Source organism: Blastomonas aquatica, assembly GCF_014639875.1.
GTDB classification, from domain to species: domain Bacteria; phylum Pseudomonadota; class Alphaproteobacteria; order Sphingomonadales; family Sphingomonadaceae; genus Blastomonas; species Blastomonas aquatica.
In genome coordinates this window covers 24,195-42,873 of the sequence record NZ_BMGD01000005.1, presented here as the reverse complement: position 1 = coordinate 42,873, position 18,679 = coordinate 24,195, and the positions used below count along the sequence as shown (strand labels likewise).

The 18,679-nt window shown below is 62.7% G+C and carries 20 protein-coding genes; 10 read left to right on the top strand and 10 right to left on the bottom strand.

Annotated features, from left to right (window positions below; translation table 11 throughout):
- The first annotated feature begins 11 nt into the window (after positions 1 to 11).
- On the top strand, positions 12 to 533 hold the full coding sequence (locus tag IEW00_RS13690) for a L,D-transpeptidase family protein (protein ID WP_188514991.1): 522 nt from the start codon (positions 12 to 14) through the stop codon (positions 531 to 533).
- Between the two features lie 114 nt (positions 534 to 647).
- Here IEW00_RS13690 and thpR read toward each other — a convergent pair whose 3' ends face one another.
- Positions 648 to 1,190: an RNA 2',3'-cyclic phosphodiesterase gene (gene thpR / locus IEW00_RS13685; RefSeq protein WP_188514990.1), complete on the bottom strand. Its 543-nt coding sequence runs from the start codon at positions 1,188 to 1,190 to the stop codon at positions 648 to 650.
- Between the two features lie 120 nt (positions 1,191 to 1,310).
- Here thpR and IEW00_RS13680 point away from each other — a divergent pair, with 120 nt between their 5' ends.
- Together IEW00_RS13680 and IEW00_RS13675 are read left to right on the top strand one after the other, a co-directional pair.
- Positions 1,311 to 2,060, top strand: coding sequence for a Bax inhibitor-1/YccA family protein (locus IEW00_RS13680; protein ID WP_188514989.1), 750 nt, complete (start codon positions 1,311 to 1,313; stop codon positions 2,058 to 2,060).
- A gap of 246 nt (positions 2,061 to 2,306) precedes the next feature.
- Complete coding sequence (locus IEW00_RS13675; protein WP_188514988.1) at positions 2,307 to 3,101, top strand: hypothetical protein; 795 nt, start codon at positions 2,307 to 2,309, stop codon at positions 3,099 to 3,101.
- A 153-nt stretch (positions 3,102 to 3,254) separates the two neighbouring features.
- On the opposite strand, the gene IEW00_RS13670 is transcribed toward IEW00_RS13675, so the two are convergent.
- Positions 3,255 to 5,402: a PQQ-dependent dehydrogenase, methanol/ethanol family gene (locus IEW00_RS13670; protein ID WP_229737045.1), complete on the bottom strand. Its 2,148-nt coding sequence runs from the start codon at positions 5,400 to 5,402 to the stop codon at positions 3,255 to 3,257.
- 144 nt (positions 5,403 to 5,546) lie between these two features.
- On the opposite strand from IEW00_RS13670, the gene IEW00_RS13665 reads away from it, so the two are divergent.
- The 4 genes from IEW00_RS13665 (at position 5,547) to IEW00_RS13650 (ending at position 8,213) form a co-directional block, all read left to right on the top strand.
- Positions 5,547 to 5,924, top strand: a complete 378-nt coding sequence (locus tag IEW00_RS13665) for a VOC family protein (RefSeq protein WP_188514987.1) — start codon at positions 5,547 to 5,549, stop codon at positions 5,922 to 5,924.
- 156 nt (positions 5,925 to 6,080) lie between these two features.
- Positions 6,081 to 6,284, top strand: coding sequence for a 50S ribosomal protein L35 (gene rpmI / locus IEW00_RS13660; RefSeq protein WP_017669464.1), 204 nt, complete (start codon positions 6,081 to 6,083; stop codon positions 6,282 to 6,284).
- A gap of 45 nt (positions 6,285 to 6,329) precedes the next feature.
- Positions 6,330 to 6,692 (top strand): 50S ribosomal protein L20, encoded by a 363-nt coding sequence (gene rplT, locus IEW00_RS13655; protein WP_188514986.1) that lies wholly within the window; start codon positions 6,330 to 6,332, stop codon positions 6,690 to 6,692.
- A 144-nt stretch (positions 6,693 to 6,836) separates the two neighbouring features.
- Positions 6,837 to 8,213, top strand: a complete 1,377-nt coding sequence (locus IEW00_RS13650; RefSeq protein ID WP_188514985.1) for a hypothetical protein — start codon at positions 6,837 to 6,839, stop codon at positions 8,211 to 8,213.
- Positions 8,214 to 8,222: 9 nt separating this feature from the next.
- Here IEW00_RS13650 and IEW00_RS13645 read toward each other — a convergent pair whose 3' ends face one another.
- Complete coding sequence (locus IEW00_RS13645) at positions 8,223 to 8,756, bottom strand: YceD family protein (protein WP_188514984.1); 534 nt, start codon at positions 8,754 to 8,756, stop codon at positions 8,223 to 8,225.
- Positions 8,756 to 9,283: a ubiquinol-cytochrome C chaperone family protein gene (locus IEW00_RS13640; protein ID WP_188514983.1), complete on the bottom strand. Its 528-nt coding sequence runs from the start codon at positions 9,281 to 9,283 to the stop codon at positions 8,756 to 8,758. The genes IEW00_RS13645 and IEW00_RS13640 overlap by 1 nt, the downstream gene beginning before the upstream one ends.
- Before the next feature lie 179 nt (positions 9,284 to 9,462).
- On the opposite strand from IEW00_RS13640, the gene IEW00_RS13635 reads away from it, so the two are divergent.
- On the top strand, positions 9,463 to 9,963 hold the full coding sequence (locus IEW00_RS13635) for an outer membrane protein assembly factor BamE (RefSeq protein WP_188514982.1): 501 nt from the start codon (positions 9,463 to 9,465) through the stop codon (positions 9,961 to 9,963).
- A gap of 46 nt (positions 9,964 to 10,009) precedes the next feature.
- Here the strand turns inward: IEW00_RS13635 and IEW00_RS13630 are convergent, their stop codons facing one another.
- Positions 10,010 to 11,323, bottom strand: a complete 1,314-nt coding sequence (locus IEW00_RS13630; protein ID WP_188514981.1) for a hemolysin family protein — start codon at positions 11,321 to 11,323, stop codon at positions 10,010 to 10,012.
- 226 nt (positions 11,324 to 11,549) lie between these two features.
- Between IEW00_RS13630 and IEW00_RS13625 the strand changes: the two genes are divergently transcribed.
- Entirely contained in the window at positions 11,550 to 12,230 is a 681-nt protein-coding gene (locus IEW00_RS13625; RefSeq protein ID WP_188514980.1) for a YiaD family glycine zipper/OmpA-like lipoprotein, read from the top strand.
- A gap of 43 nt (positions 12,231 to 12,273) precedes the next feature.
- Here IEW00_RS13625 and IEW00_RS13620 read toward each other — a convergent pair whose 3' ends face one another.
- From IEW00_RS13620 to IEW00_RS13610, 3 genes are all read right to left on the bottom strand, one after another.
- Complete coding sequence (locus IEW00_RS13620) at positions 12,274 to 13,956, bottom strand: formate--tetrahydrofolate ligase (protein WP_188514979.1); 1,683 nt, start codon at positions 13,954 to 13,956, stop codon at positions 12,274 to 12,276.
- A 179-nt stretch (positions 13,957 to 14,135) separates the two neighbouring features.
- Positions 14,136 to 14,738 (bottom strand): OmpA family protein, encoded by a 603-nt coding sequence (locus IEW00_RS13615; protein ID WP_188514978.1) that lies wholly within the window; start codon positions 14,736 to 14,738, stop codon positions 14,136 to 14,138.
- On the bottom strand, positions 14,735 to 15,130 hold the full coding sequence (locus IEW00_RS13610) for a FecR family protein (RefSeq protein ID WP_188514977.1): 396 nt from the start codon (positions 15,128 to 15,130) through the stop codon (positions 14,735 to 14,737). Before IEW00_RS13610 ends, IEW00_RS13615 begins: the two co-directional genes overlap by 4 nt.
- A gap of 83 nt (positions 15,131 to 15,213) precedes the next feature.
- Between IEW00_RS13610 and IEW00_RS13605 the strand changes: the two genes are divergently transcribed.
- Positions 15,214 to 15,630, top strand: coding sequence for an ATP-binding protein (locus IEW00_RS13605; RefSeq protein WP_229737069.1), 417 nt, complete (start codon positions 15,214 to 15,216; stop codon positions 15,628 to 15,630).
- A 26-nt stretch (positions 15,631 to 15,656) separates the two neighbouring features.
- On the opposite strand, the gene IEW00_RS13600 is transcribed toward IEW00_RS13605, so the two are convergent.
- Together IEW00_RS13600 and IEW00_RS13595 are read right to left on the bottom strand one after the other, a co-directional pair.
- Entirely contained in the window at positions 15,657 to 16,496 is an 840-nt protein-coding gene (locus IEW00_RS13600; RefSeq protein ID WP_188514975.1) for an AraC family transcriptional regulator, read from the bottom strand.
- A gap of 300 nt (positions 16,497 to 16,796) precedes the next feature.
- Positions 16,797 to 18,611: a DUF885 domain-containing protein gene (locus IEW00_RS13595; RefSeq protein WP_188514974.1), complete on the bottom strand. Its 1,815-nt coding sequence runs from the start codon at positions 18,609 to 18,611 to the stop codon at positions 16,797 to 16,799.
- Positions 18,612 to 18,679 lie beyond the last annotated feature (68 nt).

Here is an 18,679-nt window from a genome sequence, read left to right as displayed (position 1 = left end):
ACACGAACCGCGTGAACGTACTTTACGTCGATACAGCGGCGCTGACCGTCACCTTGGGCGACTGGACCACGCGCTGCACCATCGGACGCAGCGGCGCGTGCGCTGCCGATGCCAAAAACGAGGGCGATGGCTGTACCCCGCGAGGCCGCTGGCCGATCCGCGCGGTGCTGTTTCGCCCGGGCCGCGCCACCCCGCCGCCGGATTTCGCGCTTCCCTGGCGTTGGACCAGCCCGGGAGATGGCTGGTCGGACGATCCTTCAGACCCCGCCTACAACCGCCCGGTTCGCCTGCCGCACGCATTCAGCGCCGAGACGCTGCAGCGCGAGGACATGCTGTATGATGTGGTGCTGGTGCTGGGCCACAATGATTCGCCGCCAGTGCCCGGCGCGGGCAGCGCGATCTTCTTTCATCTGTGGAACGAGGCCAAGCCGGCAGATGCGCGCAGCACCGAAGGCTGCGTCGCAATTGCCCGCAGCGATATGGATATGCTGCTGCCACGGCTGGTGCCGGGAATGGTGGTCGAGATCGGCTAGTCTCGCCACACGCATTGATCGTTTTCCGGCGAAAGCCGGAAACCAGGGCGCCGGCAGAGCAACATCGCCCCTGGACTCCGGCTTTCGCCGGAGAACGGGCTTGGAAAGCGGTCCTCATCCCATCCCTATCTCGAACACCGGCTCGTACATGCTTCCGTCGCGGCCCATATGGCTTTCCATCAGCACCAGCCGGTCGAAGACAAAGGTGTCGCTCGGCAATGGTGGCTGCGCGCTCAGCCACCCGGCAAGCTGCTCGGGTGAAGGCGCGGTGCTGCGGGCAAGCCGCGCCAGCGTGATATGCGGCACGTACCTGCGACCCTCCGGCTCGAGCCCGATGCCAACGCACAGCCGATCGAGCTTGGCGTGCAGCGCATTGAGCGGCTCGCGTGGCCCCAAGCCCGCCCAGAGCTGATCCACCCGCCCGCGCCGCTCGAAATGACCAAAGCCGTCGAGCAGCGCCTCGATACGCGCGAACCGCTCGTGCCGCAGCGCCAGCATCAGCGCATCGGCGCAGTGCCGATCGACATCACCGATGAAGCGGAGAGTGACATGCAGCTGCGCATCGCTCTGCCAGCGCGCACCCGGCAGCGCGTGCATGGTGCCCAGCAGGGTCTGGCGAATAGACGGCGGCGGCACAAAGGCAAGGAACAGGCGCATGGTTAAGGAGTTCATTAGCAAAGCACGACGAACAGAACACCGGTTTCGCTTGAAATTCCTGCGGTGAAGGGCGATATTGTGGCTATCCGGCAACTATGCTGGGCAAAGGAGATTTTTTCGATGGCTGACCGTTTTGATCCTCGTACGACGGATCGACTTCGTGCCGGTTCGTTCGATGCGCAACAGGGTGTAGGAGCCAGCGCCGCGACGGATGCCGGCCTGCGTTCCTATATGCTGTCCATTTACAACTACATGACCAGCGGCATCCTGCTGACCGGCGTGGTGGCGCTGCTGTTCGCCCAGTCGGGCATGGCCGCGCAGATCATGTTCGGCCCCGGCCTGATGAAGTACCTGATCATCTTCTCGCCACTCGCGATCGTGTTTGCCATGAGCTTTGGCATGCAGAAGTTCTCGACTCCCGCCTTGCAGGCGATGTTCTGGGGCTTTGCGCTGCTGATGGGCCTGAGCATGTCGACGGTGTTCCTGGTCTACACCGGCCAGAGCGTCGCGCTGGCGTTTTTCTCGACCGCTGCTGCGTTCGCAGGCCTCAGCCTGTTCGGCTACACCACCAAGAAGGACCTCACCGGCTGGGGCAGCTTCCTGATCATGGGTGTCGTCGGCCTGATCGTCGCCAGCATCCTCAACATCTTCCTGCAGTCGTCGGTAATGGGTCTGGTGATCAGCTATGCCGCAGTGCTGATCTTTGCCGGCCTGACCGCCTATGACACGCAGCGCCTCAAGAGCACCTACTCGTATGTCGCGGGAACCGACATGATGGGCAAGGTGGTCATCATGGGTGCGCTGAGCCTGTATCTCAACTTCATCAATATGTTCCAGGCGCTGCTGAGCATCATGGGCAGCCGCGAATAATCTGCCCGGAAAGCCTTGGAATCCTTAAAACCCGGCGGAGCGATCCGCCGGGTTTTTTATTGCCTGGCCGATCGGCCTGCCGCTCGAGGGACTCGGCTCGTCGCGCGACGAGTGGGCAAAGCCAATTGCACCATTTCACGGTTCACCGTTTTGGTGTTGAGATCATGACTTGGCGGGCATAGAATCATGTCCATGAGACCGCACCGGGGCATATGCCTGATCGCGCGGCACCGGGAGAATCACCAAATGGCACGTATGGGCCTCAACCGAGCATCAGCTCTGGCCGTCGCGGTCGGCATGACCACCCTCGTTTCAGGCTGTGGCGGTGCCAAGCCCGCACCGATCGCGGTTGCGCCGCCGCCACCGCCGGTCATCATCGCGCCACCACGGATGCCGAGCCCGCCGTCGAATGCGATGATGGCGATGGCTCTGCCCCAGGTGCGCCCCGATGGCCTGCGCGATACGCCGATGCGCGACATCGATGACAACGAGAAGCTTTGGTATTTCCGCGCTGCATTCAATGTCGCTGCGCTCAACTGCCAGAGCCCGCAGCACGCGCGCATCACCGACGACTACAATGTGTTCATCAAGACCCACAAGCGCGAGCTCGACCGGATCAACAAGATCGTCGAAGAAAAATATCGCAAGCGGTATGGCAACGGCTTTGCCCGCATCCGCGATACCGAGAACACGCAGGTCTACAACTTCTTCGCCTTCCCACCGGTAAAGTATGATTTCTGCGATGCAGCGTTGGTGCTTGGACAAGAGGCCAACGCCCAGCCTTCCAAGGAGCTGGTGACCTTCTCGGCGCGCGCACTGCCGACGCTCGAAGGCGTATTCGACCGCTTCTATGCCTCCTACGAGAACTATCAGACCGATCTGCAAAAGTGGATCGCGCTTTATGGCAGCCCTGAGATGCGTGCCGCGCAGGCAGGCCCGGCTACCACGATGGCCCAGCCGGCAAGTGCACCCGGCGCCGCGCCGGCGGCAGCCTCGCAGCCTCCGGTGCTGCCAACGGTACTGCCGTCAAGCAGCGAGTGACCGGAACAAGGCTGCCCACAAGGCAGCGCACTGCCATAATTGGCTGAAAAAGGCCCCGGAAAGCGCGATGAATCGCTACTTCCGGGGCCTTTGTTTTGCGCGATGAAGCCGCTTGGGATTGGCAGCTGGCGGGTCCGGGGGTGCCGAGCGGGCCTATTGCGCCGCGACTTTCCGGGTCATCGGGGACGCGTTCAGCCTGGCATCCTCATTGGCGCGCGCGATCACATAGTGGCGGATGCTGTCGATCTGCGGCTTGGTCATCACCGATGCGAAGCTCACCATCCCGTTGTCCTTAAGCGCGCCATCATGAACGATCATCTGCCAGTTTTCTGCACTGGTCAGCGTACCTGAATAGCGCAGATCGGGGATGATGCCGCCGCGCCCCGAGGCCTGTATCGCCGCATCGCCATGGCACACCGTACAATAGCGGCCATACTGCACTGCGCCACCAGCCAAGACATCTGCCGCTGCGGTCAGCGCCGGTGGATCGAGCGGCAACTCATCGGCTGCGGGCATGGCTGGCAGCTTGGCCTTGCCGCCAAGCTTGAACACCAGCAGCCGCGAAATGTTGCGGACCGGGCCTGACATGTCGCTAAGCACGCCTGCGGTAATTGCCCAAGCCCCGCCCCATCCGGCGAGCACCGCGACATATTGCTGGCCATCGATCGCAAAGGTCATCGGCGCTGCGACCACGCCGGTCTGCGCGGGGAAGCTCCACAATTGCTTGCCCTGCACCGAATCATAGGCGACAAAATTGCCCATTGCATTGCCTTGGAAGACCAGCCCGCCCGCTGTTGCTAGCACGCCGCCGTTCCATGGTCCGCCAAGAGTGACCCGCCAGCGTTCCTTCTGCGCCACCGGATCCCAGGCGATCAGCACGCCCTTGGTTGCCTTTTTCGCGGCCTCACGCACCGCATTGTCGGCAGGCATCGCGTTGTTGGCGGTGTCCATGCCGACGTTGAAGCCCAGCTTCGAAGGCTTCCACCCTGCCGCCGGAATATAGGGATAGGCGGTGATCTGGGCGGGGATGAAGACGAGCTTCTGCCTGGCGTCATAGGCCATAGGGTGCCAGTTGTGCGCGCCCAGTGGTCCGGGCGAGACGATGAAGGGCTTGCCGGTCTTGTCGACCCGCGCCTCGGGGTTTTCGATCGGTCGTCCCGTGGTCTGATCGACGCCGGTGGCCCAGTTGACGGGGACGAAGTTGTTGGCCGAGATGAACTCGCCGGTGGCGCGGTCGATGACGTAGAAGAAGCCGTTCTTCGGCGCCTGCATCAGCACCTTGCGGGCCTTGCCGCCAATCTCGAGGTCGGCCAGCATGATGTGCTGGGTGGCGGTATAGTCCCAGGTCTCGCCCGGGGTGGTCTGGTAGTGCCAGGCGTATTCGCCGGTCTTCACCCGGATCGCGACGATCGAGGAAAGGTACAGATTGTCACCGCCGCCGGGTGAGCGGTAGGCCTGGTTCCACGGGCTTCCGTTGCCGACGCCGACGTACAGCAGGCCAAGATCGGGATCATACGCCATCGCGTCCCACACCGTGCCGCCGCCGCCGATGTTCCAGTATTCGCCTTTCCATGTGTTCTCGGCCGCCTTTAGGTACTCGGCCTCGTTGGCGCCGGGGCGGTCGGGTACGGTGTAGAACTTCCACAATTGCTTGCCGGTCGCCGCATCATAGGCCGCGACAAAGCCGCGCACACCGAATTCCGCGCCGCCATTGCCGATGATCACCATGCCGTCGATGACGCGCGGCGCGCCGGTGATGGTGTACGACTTGGCCTGATCGACCGTGACCGTAGTCCAGATTTCACGACCGGTGCCGCGATCGAGCGCGATCAGCCGGCCATCGAGCGTGCCGAGGAACAGCATGTTGCCCCACGCGGCAAGGCCGCGGTTGACGACGTCGCAGCATGCCTTGGCCCCGGTTTCGCCGGGCACCTTGGGGTCGTAATCCCACAGCGGCTTGCCGTTGACAGCGTCATACGCTTTCACCTTGGACCAGGCGGTGGTGATGTAGATCTTTCCATCGATCACCAAAGGCGTGGCTTCCTGTCCGCGCGCGGTGTCCATGTCGGCATACCAGGCAAGGCCCAGTTCGCCGATGTTGCCGGGGTTGATCTGGTCGAGCGGACTGAAGCGCTGCTCGTCATAGGTGCGGCCATAGCTCAGCCAGTCGCCGCCATCGGCGTTGATGATCCGCGCGCCATCGATCCCGCTGCTTCCCTGGGCCCCGCTTTCGGCCCCGCCGCTCGAACATGCCGTCGCCATAAGCGCAAGCGCCGCCGCCATCAGAGCCTTCAGCCTCATCGCCCGTCCCTCTCCTTTTCGCCTTGACCTTTTGCGGCCAATCGCTGTCTTTGCACCGCCGGATATTGACGAGGCCCACAGGGCTTGTCCATGGTGATTTAACTATCCGGTTAAAAGCTGGCTGGATAACGACAGGAGAGATACATGTTTTCACACGTCATGCTGGGCGCGGACGATATCGATGCGTCCAAGGCCTTCTACGATGCAACGATGGGCGCGCTGGGCGGCAAGCCAGGCATGGTAGACCCGAAGGGCCGGGTCATCTATATGAACAATGGTGGGCTGTTCTTGCTGACCAAGCCGATCGACGGCCAGCCTGCCAGCTGCGGCAACGGCAGCACGATTGGCTTTGCTGCCAAGACGCAGGAAGAGGCCGATGCCTGGCATGCCGCGGGCCTGGCGCATGGCGGCACCGCGATCGAAGATCCGCCAGGTGTGCGCGAAGGCGCAGGCATGAAGCTGTATCTCGCCTATCTGCGCGATCCTGCGGGCAACAAGGTTTGCGCGATGCACCGCCTGTAATCTGCTGTGAAGGGGCGGTGCACAACCGTCCCTTCACATGCCGACTTGCAAAGCTGCGCGAATCCCGCTAGGCGCGCACGCTTCCGACTAAGCGGGCTGGCCGGTTATGGGCTGCCATGTTCGCTTGTTTACGGACTTCCAACGAAGGAGACCAAAATGCCCAAGCTGAAGACCAAGAGCGGTGTGAAGAAGCGTTTCAAGCTTACCGCAACCGGCAAGATCAAGCACGGAGTCGTTGGCAAACGTCACCGTTTGATGAGCCACAACGCGAAGTATATCCGCCAGAATCGCGGCACCAGCGTCATTTCCGATGCCGATGCCCGCACCATCAAGAAATGGGCACCGTACGGCCTGGGCTGAACCCTCGGCCTCTCCCATCTCTTAGACATTCAAAGGATATAGTTCATGGCACGCGTCAAACGGGGTGTTACCACCCGCGCCAAGCACAAGCGCATTCTCGTACAGGCGAAGGGCTATTATGGCCGTCGCAAAAATACCATCCGCGTCGCACGTCAGGCCGTCGAAAAGGCAGGCCAATATGCGTATCGCGATCGCAAGGCCAAGAAGCGCAATTTCCGCGCTCTGTGGATCGTGCGCATCAATGCTGCAACCCGCATGGAAGGCCTCACTTATGGCCAGTTCATGCACGGTCTGAAGCTGGCAGGCGTCGAACTCGACCGCAAGGTTCTGGCCGACCTCGCGATGCATGAAGCCGAGGTCTTCAAGACCCTGGTCAAGCAGGCACAGGACGCACTGCCCGCCGCATAAGCGACAGCAGTCACCGCAAATCACGAAAAAGCGCCGGGATCGTTCGATTTCCGGCGCTTTTTCGTGCATGTTTGGCACGCAGTTGCCCCCCTTTCAGTTTGCGATTCGTCCCTCGTGGCCGCCGATTCGCGCCAGGCTTGACCCATGACCCAGTCTGACACCGGTTTGTTGGAGACCGATGCGCCGTCCGGGCCACCGCGCGCGCCCTGGCGCTGGCGCTGGCTGCTGATCGGGCCGTTGGTGCTCGTTGCCCTGTTTGCCGCGCTGGTGCTGAGCTTTTCGCCATCGGTGCCCGAACCGCGTGCCCCCGACACCCCCAGTGCCGCAGCGGCGCGGCGCGCGCTCCAGCAGATTACCGGCAGCGATGTCGCGCGCGGCGAACCGGTGCAGATCACGCTGTCGCAGCGCGAACTTGCCGGCCTCGCCACGCTCGGGAGCGAGGCGCTCTCACCGCTGCGGATGCAGGCACGGCTGGGCGCTGTTCTGCCCCAGACCAGGCCGACATCCAAAACGCGAGCGGCGTCCAGCCCCGCCAACCCGACGGGCGAGCTGATCATCGACCTCAGCCACCAGATTGCGGGCGGAGCATGGATCAATGCCACCGCCATCGTGCGTCCGGCTGCGGCGCGAAAGTCGCAAGAGCAAGAACCTGGCAACCTGCCCGACATAGCCCTGACGCTGGGCCGTCTGCCGATACCGCAATCGGTAACCCATTGGGCGCTCGCGCGGGTATGGCTGCGTATCCAGGGCGATGTTGCACGGCCGACCCCGCTGGCAAAGGCCCTGCGCAGCTTCACCGCAACTCCCGAGCGCGCGCAACTTGTGCTGATCAATCCCGGACGCGGTGCGGCATTGGCGGGGCTGGCGCAGGCCGGTGGAACCACCCCGGAACCCAGGGCACTGGCCGCAGTCTATTGCGCCATCGCCGGAACAGCCGATGCCGACCTTGCCATGCTGGTGCGGAGGACCGCAGCGATTGGTGCGCCCGCCGGTGTGTCACCGGAAGACCACAACCGCGTGGTGCTGACCGCCATCGCGATGCGCGCGGTGCCCGAATATCGCGAAAAGCTGGCCGGGACAGCGCGGCGGCTGGTGGCGGACTGCGGAGCCAGTGCCGATCCGGTCACACTCGCCGGGCGCGAAGATCTGGCCAAGCACTGGGCGCTGTCTGCTGCGCTGGCAGCAACATTGGGCAGCCAGGTCGCGCGATCGATGGGGACATGGAAGGAACTGGCCGACAGCACGGATGGCGGCACGGGTTTCTCGTTCGTCGATCTGTCAGCCGACCGCTCTGGCGAGCGTTTCGCCATCGCTGCGGTCAAGCCGCAACTGGCGCGCCCGGTGCTGACGCGCCTGGCAGCGATCACCGAAGGGCAGTTGCTGCCGCGTGAGCTTCTGGCCAAGCCCGAAGGCCTGGACCAGGCCGCATTCGAACGCGACTATACAGCGGTCACCTCACCCGAATATGCCCGGGCACTGACCGCCATCGACCGGCTGCTGGGCAATGCAGGCGTACCCTGACGGACGGTTTCAGCCCAGTTTTTCCTTCAACGCCTTGAGCGCTGCGAACGGGCCGCTTTCTTCCGGGGTGGACAGGCCATATTGCGCGCGGGCTGCATCTGCGCCCGGTCCTTCGGCATATGGATCGATCTCGAGCGCCAGCGTCTGCGAGATCGCCTCGCCCAGATCGAGCGTGCTGCCCGAATAGGCGATGGTGTCGAGATCGCCGGTTGCCAGTTCGACCTCGTCGCCTGCCGCCTGCATCGCGGCCTCGTAATCCGCCTCCGGGACGAAGCGCAGATGATAGTCCGACTTGACGCGCACCGGAAAATCCTCGCCCGATACCGCGCAGCTCTGCACCAGCTGGGCGATGATCGTTCCGGTGACATCGACGCCGCTGGCGCCTTCCTCGAGATTGGCGGTTGCCTTGAGCGCATCGATCGACACGATCGCGAAGCGGCGGGCCAAAGCCGTGCGCTCTGTTTTATTGGCAACCAGATCGACCTGCTGGCGCGGCAGCGCGCGCAGATCGACAGGGCGGGAAAACTCCACCGGTTCGGTCATCAGAAATCGCCCTGCATAATTGCGCTGATCGGCAACGCCTTGAGCCTGGCGGACAGATCGACCAGCTTTTGCGCCGCTGCCGCGACTGCCGCATCGCTGACCGGAGCATCACGATAGAGGTTGCGGCGCAGGCCTTCGGCCATCTGCGCAGTATCGCCTGTTGCCAGCGCATCGCGATAGGTTCCCAGCCTGCCGCCCAGCGCGCTCATCATCTTGCCGATATGCTTGCCGACGATCAGGTCGCCGACGCCGTTCTGACGCAGCTGGCCGTCCATATCGTCGACAAACAGTTCGGCCAGATAGACCGAAAAATGCCGGACCGCGCTGTCGGTATCATCACCCTCGAGCCGCAGCAGCACCGCGCACAGCACCGTCGTCACCGCCTCGAAGCGGCCATCGACGCTGTCTTCGACACCACCGTCGAGATACCAATAGGGATCGCGTCCCAGCGCGACGATCCGCTCATAGGCGGGCATCGCCTGCTGGCGCGGATCCTTGCGGGCGAATATTCGAGAGAACACGGACATGGTTGAGCATTTCCAGATGGAGAAGGCGGCGTTAAGCCACAATTCATTGGCCACTTGTGATGCAGGGGCTTAGTGCATATTGAGGCGCGAACGGCAAGTTGCAAGAGTTGTGCAAGGCTGCAAGGCCAGAGCCCAGCGACCTGTAACCCGATAGTCAGGCGGACCGCCGCCAAGGAAAGATGATGATCAGCAAAGCTCGGAAATCCCTCGCGCCGCACCGCCGCTCCACCCGGGCAGCCATGCTGATCGGTCTTGCAGCGATTCCATTGCTCGCTGGTTGCGGCCAGTTGCGCGGACATCAGGGCTTCATCTTCGACCAGGCGCTGGCCGGCCAAATCCTTCCGGGTGTCGACAACCGCCAGTCGGTGGAACGTACCCTGGGTCGGCCAACCTTCACCGGCCAGTATGCCACCAACGAATGGTACTATTTCGCACGCGACACGCGCCAGCTCGCTTTTGCAAACCCGCGCGCCACTGCTCAGCAGGTGATGCGGGTCCGGTTCGATCCTTCTGGCAATGTCGAGACTGTCGATTTCACTGGGCTCGATCAGGTCGCCAACATCAGCCCCGAAGGCAAGAAGACCCCGACGCTGGGCCGCGACCGCACCTTCTTCCAGGATCTGTTCGGCAACATCGGTGCGGTGGGCGCTCCGGGCGCAGGGGGCGGCGCGCCGCAGTAAGGGCGCACCCCGGCCTGTCGTCGACAGCGCGGAGGCACGTCCAGCGTCAGCCTTCGGTTTCGATCCGGCTGACCAGCAGCTTGTCGACCTTGCGGTTGTCCATATCGACGATCTCGAAGCGCCATCCTTGATCGTTGAACACCTCGCCCTCCTTGGGCAGGTGACGCAGACAATACAGCACATGGCCCGCAGCGGTCGCGTAATCGCGATCACCCGACAGATCGATGCCCAATCGTTCGGCCATAGCATCTGCAGGCATCGCGCCTGAAATCAACAGGCTGCCATCGGCGCGCTCGACGACCATCGGCGAATCGCCCTCGCTCTGGTCCGAGGCAAAGTCCCCGACCAGCGCCTGCAGCAGGTCGGCAGGCGTGACCAGGCCTTCAAAGTGACCATATTCGTCGTGGACCAGTGCCATCGGCACTTCACCCTTCTGCAGCGCCTTGAGCGCATCCATCGCATCGACCTGATCGGGCACGATCGGAGCTGCCCGGACCAACGCCGCCAGATCGAGCGGTGCGCCTTCGATGATCGCCGTCAGCAAATCGCGCACCGTGACGATGCCGATGATCGCATCGACCGAACCATCGGCCACCGGCAGACGGCTGTGCGGAGAGTTGGCCATGATCCGGCGCAGGTCATCGAGCCCGGCTTCGACAGGCAGCCAGTCGACCTCGGTCCGCGGCGTCATCACCTCGCGCACCGGACGCCCCGCCAGCCTGACGACACCCGACATGATCGCGCGCTCGCTTTCTTCGATAACCCCCGATTTGGTCGCCTCGGCAAAGATCATCTGAAGTTCTTCAGCAGTGACGATGTTTTCCGATTGGCGGTTGAGCCCGAGCAGCCGGAAGATCAGCGCGCTCGAGCTGTCGAGCAGCCAGACCACAGGGGCCGCACCACGCGCCATCAGGTCCATCGGGATCGCCATGATCACCGCGAGTTCCTCCGCCTTGCGCAGCGCGAACTGCTTGGGCACCAGCTCACCGATTACTAACGAGAGGTAGGTGGTGACGCCGATGACCAGCGCAAAGCCCGCGCTATCGGCGATGTCGAGCGGAACACCGATCAGCGCCAGCCGGTCGCCGACCGGTCCGCCAAGGCTCGCTCCCGAATACGCCCCCGCCAGAATGCCGATCAGGGTGATGCCGATCTGGACGGTGGAGAGGAACTTGCCAGGGTCTGCACCCAGCCGGATCGCGGTGCGTGCAGCCTTGCTACCATCCTTGGCCATCGCCTCAAGCCGCGCAGTGCGGGCAGATACGATCGCAAGTTCGGACATGGCGAACACGCCATTCAGAATGATCAACGCCATAATGATGACGACGTCGAGCCACGGAAAAGGTTGGAGAGGGTCCATCGGGCCTTATGCTGATTGCAAGAGACCATCCTATATCGCTGCAAAGCGCGGTGTCACGCCATTTCGTTAGGGATGCTCTAGCTGCCGTGCTGATCCAACAGAGGCGTTATTAACAGATGTTACAATCCGGTTCGGGAACCATTCAGGCGCAGGATCGAATAAGGCGGTGAGACGTTACGAGGCATACGTACGATAGAATTTTAATCAGCCTTGGGAGCAACCTTTTATGAACAGCAAGACCCTTCGCATCGCGGCTTTAGCCGGTCTTTCGAGCCTGGCACTGACTGCGTGCGTCACCGACCCTGAAACCGGCCAGCAGCGAATCAACCGGGCCGCGCTTGGCGGGGTCGGCGGCGCGCTGGGCGGCTATCTGCTCGGCGACATCGTCGGCGGACGGCGTGACCGCACCGAGAAGATCGTCGGCGCAGGCATCGGCGCGATTGCAGGCGCAGGCGTGGGCTATTATCTCGAGCAGCAGGAGCGCGAGCTTCGCCAGAAGACTGCAGGAACCGGGATCGACGTGGTCCGCGATGGCGACAGCCTGTTGCTGAACATGCCCAGCGAAGTGACCTTTGATGTCGATAGCGCTGCAGTCAAGCCACAGTTCCGCACCACGCTGAACGACGTTGCATCGACGCTGGTGCAGTATGAAAGCACCTATATCGACGTCTATGGCCATACCGATTCAACTGGCAGCGATGCGTATAACCAGACGCTGTCCGAACGTCGGGCGCAATCGGTTTCGAGCTATCTGTCGACCCGAGGCGTCCAGCCTGCACGTCTCGCAACCCAAGGCTTCGGCGAATCGCAGCCGGTTGCATCGAACACCACCGAAGACGGTCGCGCGCAGAATCGCCGCGTCGAAATCCGGATCGTGCCGGTAACCCAGTCTGATATGAACAGGTAAAGACACGCCCCTCCCCTCCCGCAGGTGGGAGGGGAGGGTTCGCTCAAAACAATCCTTCAATCTCGCCTGTGGCATCGTGCCGGATGCTTTCGGCTGCGGGCACGCGCGGCAGGCCGGGCATGGTCATGATCTCGCCGCAGATCGCGACGACGAAGCCCGCTCCCGCGCTCAGTTTGACCTCGCGCACCGCAAGCACATGCCCGGTGGGGGCGCCCAGCAGCGACGGGTCAGCCGAAAAACTGTACTGCGTCTTGGCCATGCACACCGGCAGATGGCCATATCCCGCCTCTTCCCATCTTTTGAGCTGAGCCAGGATCGCAGGCGAGGCCGCGACTGAATCCGCCCGGTAGATCCGCGTTGCAACGCTGTGGATCTTGTCGATCAGCGAAAGGTCATCAGGATAGAGTGGCTCGAAGTCGGCCGAACCCTCATCGGCAAGTCTTGCGACCGCTTGCGCAAGGTCTTCGGCACCTGCGCCCCCATCAGCCCAGTGACGGCACAGATGCGCTTCGGCTCCCTGCCCGGCTGCCGCCTCGCGCAGCACCGCGATCTCGGCATCGGTGTCGCTGGTGAAGTGGTTGATCGCGACCACCACCGGAACGCCAAAGATGCGGACATTCTCGATATGCCGGACCAGGTTGACGCTACCGCGCCGCACCGCTTCGACATCCTCGCTGCCAAGATCGGCCTTGGCGACGCCGCCGTTCATCTTGAGCGCGCGCACCGTCGCGACGATCACCGCTGCGGCTGGCTTCAACCCCGCCTGCCGGCACTTGATGTCGAAGAATTTCTCCGCGCCCAGATCCGCGCCGAAACCTGCCTCGGTCACGACGAAATCGCCGAGCGACAGCGCCGCACGCGTTGCGATCACCGAATTGCAGCCATGCGCGATGTTGGCGAACGGACCGCCATGGAGCAAAGCGGGGTTGCCCTCGAGCGTCTGCACCAGATTGGGCTTGATCGCCTGCGCGAGCAGCACCGCCATTGCGCCTGCGGCCTTGAGGTCGCTCGCGGTTACGGGTGACTTCGCTCGGGTGTAGCCGATGACGATCCGCCCCAGCCGTTCTTCGAGATCGGCCAGGTCGCGCGCCAGGCACAGGATCGCCATCACCTCGGATGCCACGGTGATGTCGAAGCCGCTTTCGCGCGGGAAGCCGTTGCCTACACCGCCTGTCGACTGCACTATGGATCGAAGCGCGCGGTCGTTGATGTCGAGCACCCGCCGCCAGACGACACGGCGCACGTCGATGTCGAGCGTGTTGCCCCAGTGGATGTGATTGTCGATCATCGCGGCGAGCAGATTGTGCGCGCTGGTGATCGCATGGAAATCGCCGGTGAAGTGGAGGTTGATGTCTTCCATCGGCCCGACCTGCGCATAGCCGCCCCCGGTCGCCCCGCCCTTGGTGCCAAAGCACGGCCCCAGCGATGGCTCGCGTAGTGCCAGCACAGTCTTGCGGCCGATCCGGTTCAGCGCGTCGGCCAGCCCGACCGAGGTCGTGGTCTTGCCCTCGCCCGCAGGGGTGGGGTTGATCGCGGTGACCAGGATCAGCTTGCCCTGGGAAGCTTCAGCATCGGCGCTCGTATCGATCCCAGCGGCGGCAAGGTCCAATTTGGCCTTGTAATGGCCATAAGGTTCGATGGCATCGGGCTGGAGGCCGAGCCGCTCGGCGATAACGGAAATAGGCTCGAGCTTGGCGGCGCGGGAAATCTGGATATCGGTGAGCATGAGTCGGTGAACACTCCAAAGCGTTCAAATCAAAGCCGTTCTCCGGCGAAAGCCGGAGTCCAGAAGCGGCTTGCACGGCAACCGCCCTGGATTCCGGCTTCCGCCGGAAAACAGCAATGGGATTGATCGACAATTGTGCGTGTCTAACCGCCCGCCATCGCATGTGGCAAGCGCGCCGGTCAGCGGACGATGATCTCCACCCGGCGGTTGCCGCCATTTGCGGTCTCGTCGGGGGTTTCGAACCGCAGTTCGGTCTCGCCGCGTCCGGTCGTGGTGATGGCGTCGCTGGGGAAACCCATCTGCACCAGCCTGCCCTTGATCTCATCGGCACGTTTTTGCGAGAGAACGAGGTTGTAGTCCGCTTTACCCACGGTGTCGGTATACCCGATGATCTCGATCTCGGCCCCGGGGCGCGCCTTGAAGTGGAGGTCGAGCGCCGCGATCATCCCTTCGGACCCGGGCGCAAGATCGGTTGTATCGGGGACGAAATACATGATGAAGCGTGCAGGCGGCGGCGGCAGATCATTGATCAGCGCGCGTTCGTCGGGCTTCAGGCCATCGGCGCCGACCCCCTTGGGCCGCGGCGCGCAGCCTTTGAGTTTGGTGCGGGTAAACGATCCGGCGATGGTCGAGCCTTCGGGATTGCCACACCGATCGTCGATCACCGCGAGTGCGCCTTCGGCCGATCCGTCCTCGTTATCGAGCAACAGCAGCGAGGGGCCTGCACAGCCTGACAGCAAAGTCGCGGCCAGTGCCGCCTCCAAGGCAGCTCGGCGCATCATTCGGGCACGTTGACGATGAAACGGGTGCCACGCACCCCGAGCAGCGATGTCGGGGTCCGTACCTTCATCGCATCGCGCCGCGACTTGGCGATCTGGCCAGAAACGACACCCAAAGACCCCTTCTCGACGCGTGTCTCGAACGCGCCCGAACGGGTGGTCCTGTCGAAATCGAATTTGTCGACCGCGATGCGGCTGTTGGGGCCGACCGAAAACCGGGTGTTGTCGGCAAAGGTCACCGCGATCTGGCCGCCCTTGCCGGTGACCAGGACGTCACCCGGCAACAGGCTCGTGCCCACCGCCGGATTGACCCGCGCGCCCTTGCGTTCGATCGAGGCTATGCCGGCGGTCTTCTTGACCCGGCCGATATCTGCCCAGGCCGGCTGGGCTGCCATCGCCAGAAGTGAAAATGTTACAAGCAGTCCGCATTTCATAATATGCATCCCCTCTTGCCCGCCATCGTGGCATAAACGTGCGCATGATCTCGCGCAATTTCAAACCGCATTCGTGCGACCTGGATGAAGATGGTCCCGAATCGATACATCGAGCAGTCGCGCTGACTCAATTGTTCAGTGCATCCAATGACCTGGCACCACAGCATCAGGCCAAGCTCGCCATATTGGTGGAAGAGGCCGTTACCAATATTTACGACCACGCCGCGTCGGCACCAGGTTTTACTGGGTCGCTTTTGCTGTCCATCGACGCCGGAAGTGTTCGCGTGACGCTGACCGACTCGGGGGCGCCGTTCGATCCGCGCGAGGCGGACGACATCGAGATGCCGAACCTCGAGCGAGGTGGCGGGGTCGGCCTCGCGCTAATCCGTACCTGGGCCGATAGTGTCGATTACCGCAGCGAAGCTGGCCTCAACCGTCTCGAGCTTAAGCTGCGCGTCTGACCGGCCGAGGGCCTTTAAGGCCAACGTCAGGTTTCTGCCACCAGCGGGTTGATGCTGCCTTTGAGTTGGCTGCGCTGGTCGATCAGCCGGGCTAGTTCACCTTCGCCGGTGCGCAACCGGGTCGGTGTCGTCCCTGCAAACAGCTTCAATTCGCGGATCATGTGCGACTGATCGTAAAACGCATCGCGCAGGAAGTCCGCCTCATCGGGCTGCGCGTCAATCAGCGCGCGTGCGGCGCGCAATGCGCGATATTTGCGCGAGAGATACTTGGGCGGCATGCCGTACAACTGCTTCACCCGGCGCGTGAGCTGCCGTTCGGACAGGTTGCTCCTGGCGTGCAGGTCGGTCACCATCGGCGACACGCTCGATGCCAGCCATTGGTCGACCACGCGGGTGAACGCGACCATCTCAGGGTTGGCCTGTTCCATGATCGGACCAAGAATGGCATCGGCAGCCGCGCACATCGCAGGAAGCGTATCAAGTGCGCGGACCTCGTCGAGCCGCTGCTCGATATTGGGAAACACCATCACCGCCGGCACGATCCGGTCGAGGTACTGTGCAGCGCTTTGCTGGGTCAGCGCGCCCCAGCCGGCAGCGGTAATACCCAGTCCGAACATATGGAACGGTCCTTCGATCTCGAACTTGACGGCAGCCGTGGTCGGCCCCAGCAGCGCGGCGCCACTGATCTTGGTCTTCGATCCATCGGGAAAGTGCATCGTCACGCTTCCGCACGTTCCCAGCCGCAGTTGAGCGATGGCCGCGCGTTCGCCGTCCATGACATAGGGTTCGGGACTATCGAACAGATAGTAGACCGAAACAAACTCGCGAAGCGACTCGCCCGGAAGAGCATATTGAAGATTCGGCATACGCGACCCCAACCACCTGTACCGCAGGCGGCGGATTGCCCGCCTCTCCCGTGCCGGTGCTATTCTTATGTCGACCCGGGGAAAGCTATACCCTGAAAGCGGAACAAAAAAAAGGCGATCCCGCTACGAGAGCAGGATCGCCTTATAGGAAAAGAACTCTCGGCATCTCTGCCTTGAGCCCTTCGGGTCGCAAGGGGGCTATACGGGATGCCACTCAGGGATGATTGGACAAATTCGACACGCGCAAAAAATCGTGGAAAATCTGCCCGCTAGTCAAAAATTGGTTAATTTTGGTGGAACCTAGCCACCCATGGCGATCCAGCCATCGATGCGCTCCTCAAGCACGGTCAGCGGCACAGGGCCGCTTTTCAGCACCGCATCGTGGAACCGGCCATATTGGAACTTGGAACCCAGTGCCTTTTGCGCCCGGTCACGCAGTTCCATGATCTTGAGCTTGCCGATCATATAGGCGTTGGCTTGGCCCGGATAAACGACATAGCGCTCGATCGCCTTGGAGATATCGCCTTCGGGATTGGGGGTGTTGTCGGTCAGATACTGGATCGCTTCTTCGCGGCTCCAGCGCTTGTGGTGGATCCCGGTATCGACCACCAGCCGGCAGGCACGCCACAGTTCCATCCCCAGCCGGCCGAAGTCCGAATAGGGATCGACATAAAAGCCCATGTCCTTGCCCAGTTCCTCCGAATACAGGCCCCAGCCTTCGGTATAAGCCGTGACCCCGCCGAAGCGCCGGAACGGGGGCAGGTCGCCCAGCTCGGTCTGCACCGCGCGCTGCAGGTGATGGCCGGGAAGGCCTTCATGATAGGCCAGCGCCTCAAGCTCGGTCGAGGCCATATCCTTGAGGTTGTAGAGGTTCACATAATAGGTGCCGGGGCGCGAGCCGTCGGGCGCGGGGCTCTGGTAGAACGCCTTTCCAGCAGATTTTTCGCGGAACGCCTCGACCGCTTTCACCGTCAGTGGCGCCTTGGGCAGGGTGTTGAAATATTCGGGCAGCTTGGCGGTCATCGCTTTCAGTTTGTCATCGACCGTCGCCAGATATTCCTCGCGCGTGGTGAAATAGAAGCGGTCATCGGTGCGGACGAAGGCGAAGAACTCCTGCAGCGTCCCGGCAAAGCCCACGGTCTTCATGATCTCGCGCATTTCGCCATGGATCCGCGCGACATTGTCGAGTCCGATCTGGTGGACCTGGTCGGGGCTGAGATCAGTGGTGGTGTAGTTGGCAAGGCGCTCGGCATAATAAGCTGCGCCATTCTCGAGCCGCCAGACGCCGTCCTCGGCGGGGGCGATCGCCTGTTGCCGTTCCATCTCGGCAATCAGCCGCTCGTATGAAGGCTTGACGCTGGTCAGCAGCGCCTGACTGCCCTGCGCGATCAGCGCGGCCTTCTCGGCTGCCGGAATATCGAGCGCCTCGATCTTCTTGGTCAGGTCGGCGAGCAGCGTCGAAGGTGCGCCACTGTCGAACGGCGCGCCCTTGATGACGTTGCGCGCATCGTCGATCACGAACGGGTAGACCCATTTGGGCGGCATCACCCCCGCCTGCGCACGCGATTGCGATTCGGCAATCAGGCCATCGAGCTGCGGCCCTATCCCCTGCAACCGCGAGACATAAGCCTCGGCATCGCTCTTGGTCGCAACCCGGTGGATGTTGATCAGGAACGCGGGCATCTGGCTTTGCGCGCCGTTCATCTGGTCGAAGATGTAACCATTGCGGCGGAACGGGTGCGCCTTGGCCGCGCGATCGGCCTGATATTCGAACAAACGGTAGCTCAAACGGTCCTCCGCGCTCAGCCTGGCAGGGTCGAACCGCGCCTTCATCGTCGCCAACGCCGTCTGCCCGCGCTCGAAATTGGCGACCTCGGCCGCGTCCGACGGGTCGTTCCATTTGCCGTAATCCTGATCCCGGATACCGCGATACGCCTTGCCCTGCGGCGAGGCAGCCAGATTTTCGGCATCGACCTGCTCGAAGAACGCGGCGAGTTCTGCACTGTTCGCTTGCGTGGCGGGGGTTGCGGGCGCGGATTGGGCAGCGGTCGGCGACAAGATCGCCAAAGGGCTGGCAGCGATCAGCAAGGCAGTGGCAAGGATACGCATGGACATGAAGCGACTTTCTGTTGTTCGACCGGGCATTGCATCAAACCGTATACAGTCTGCCCGACAGGGTAAAC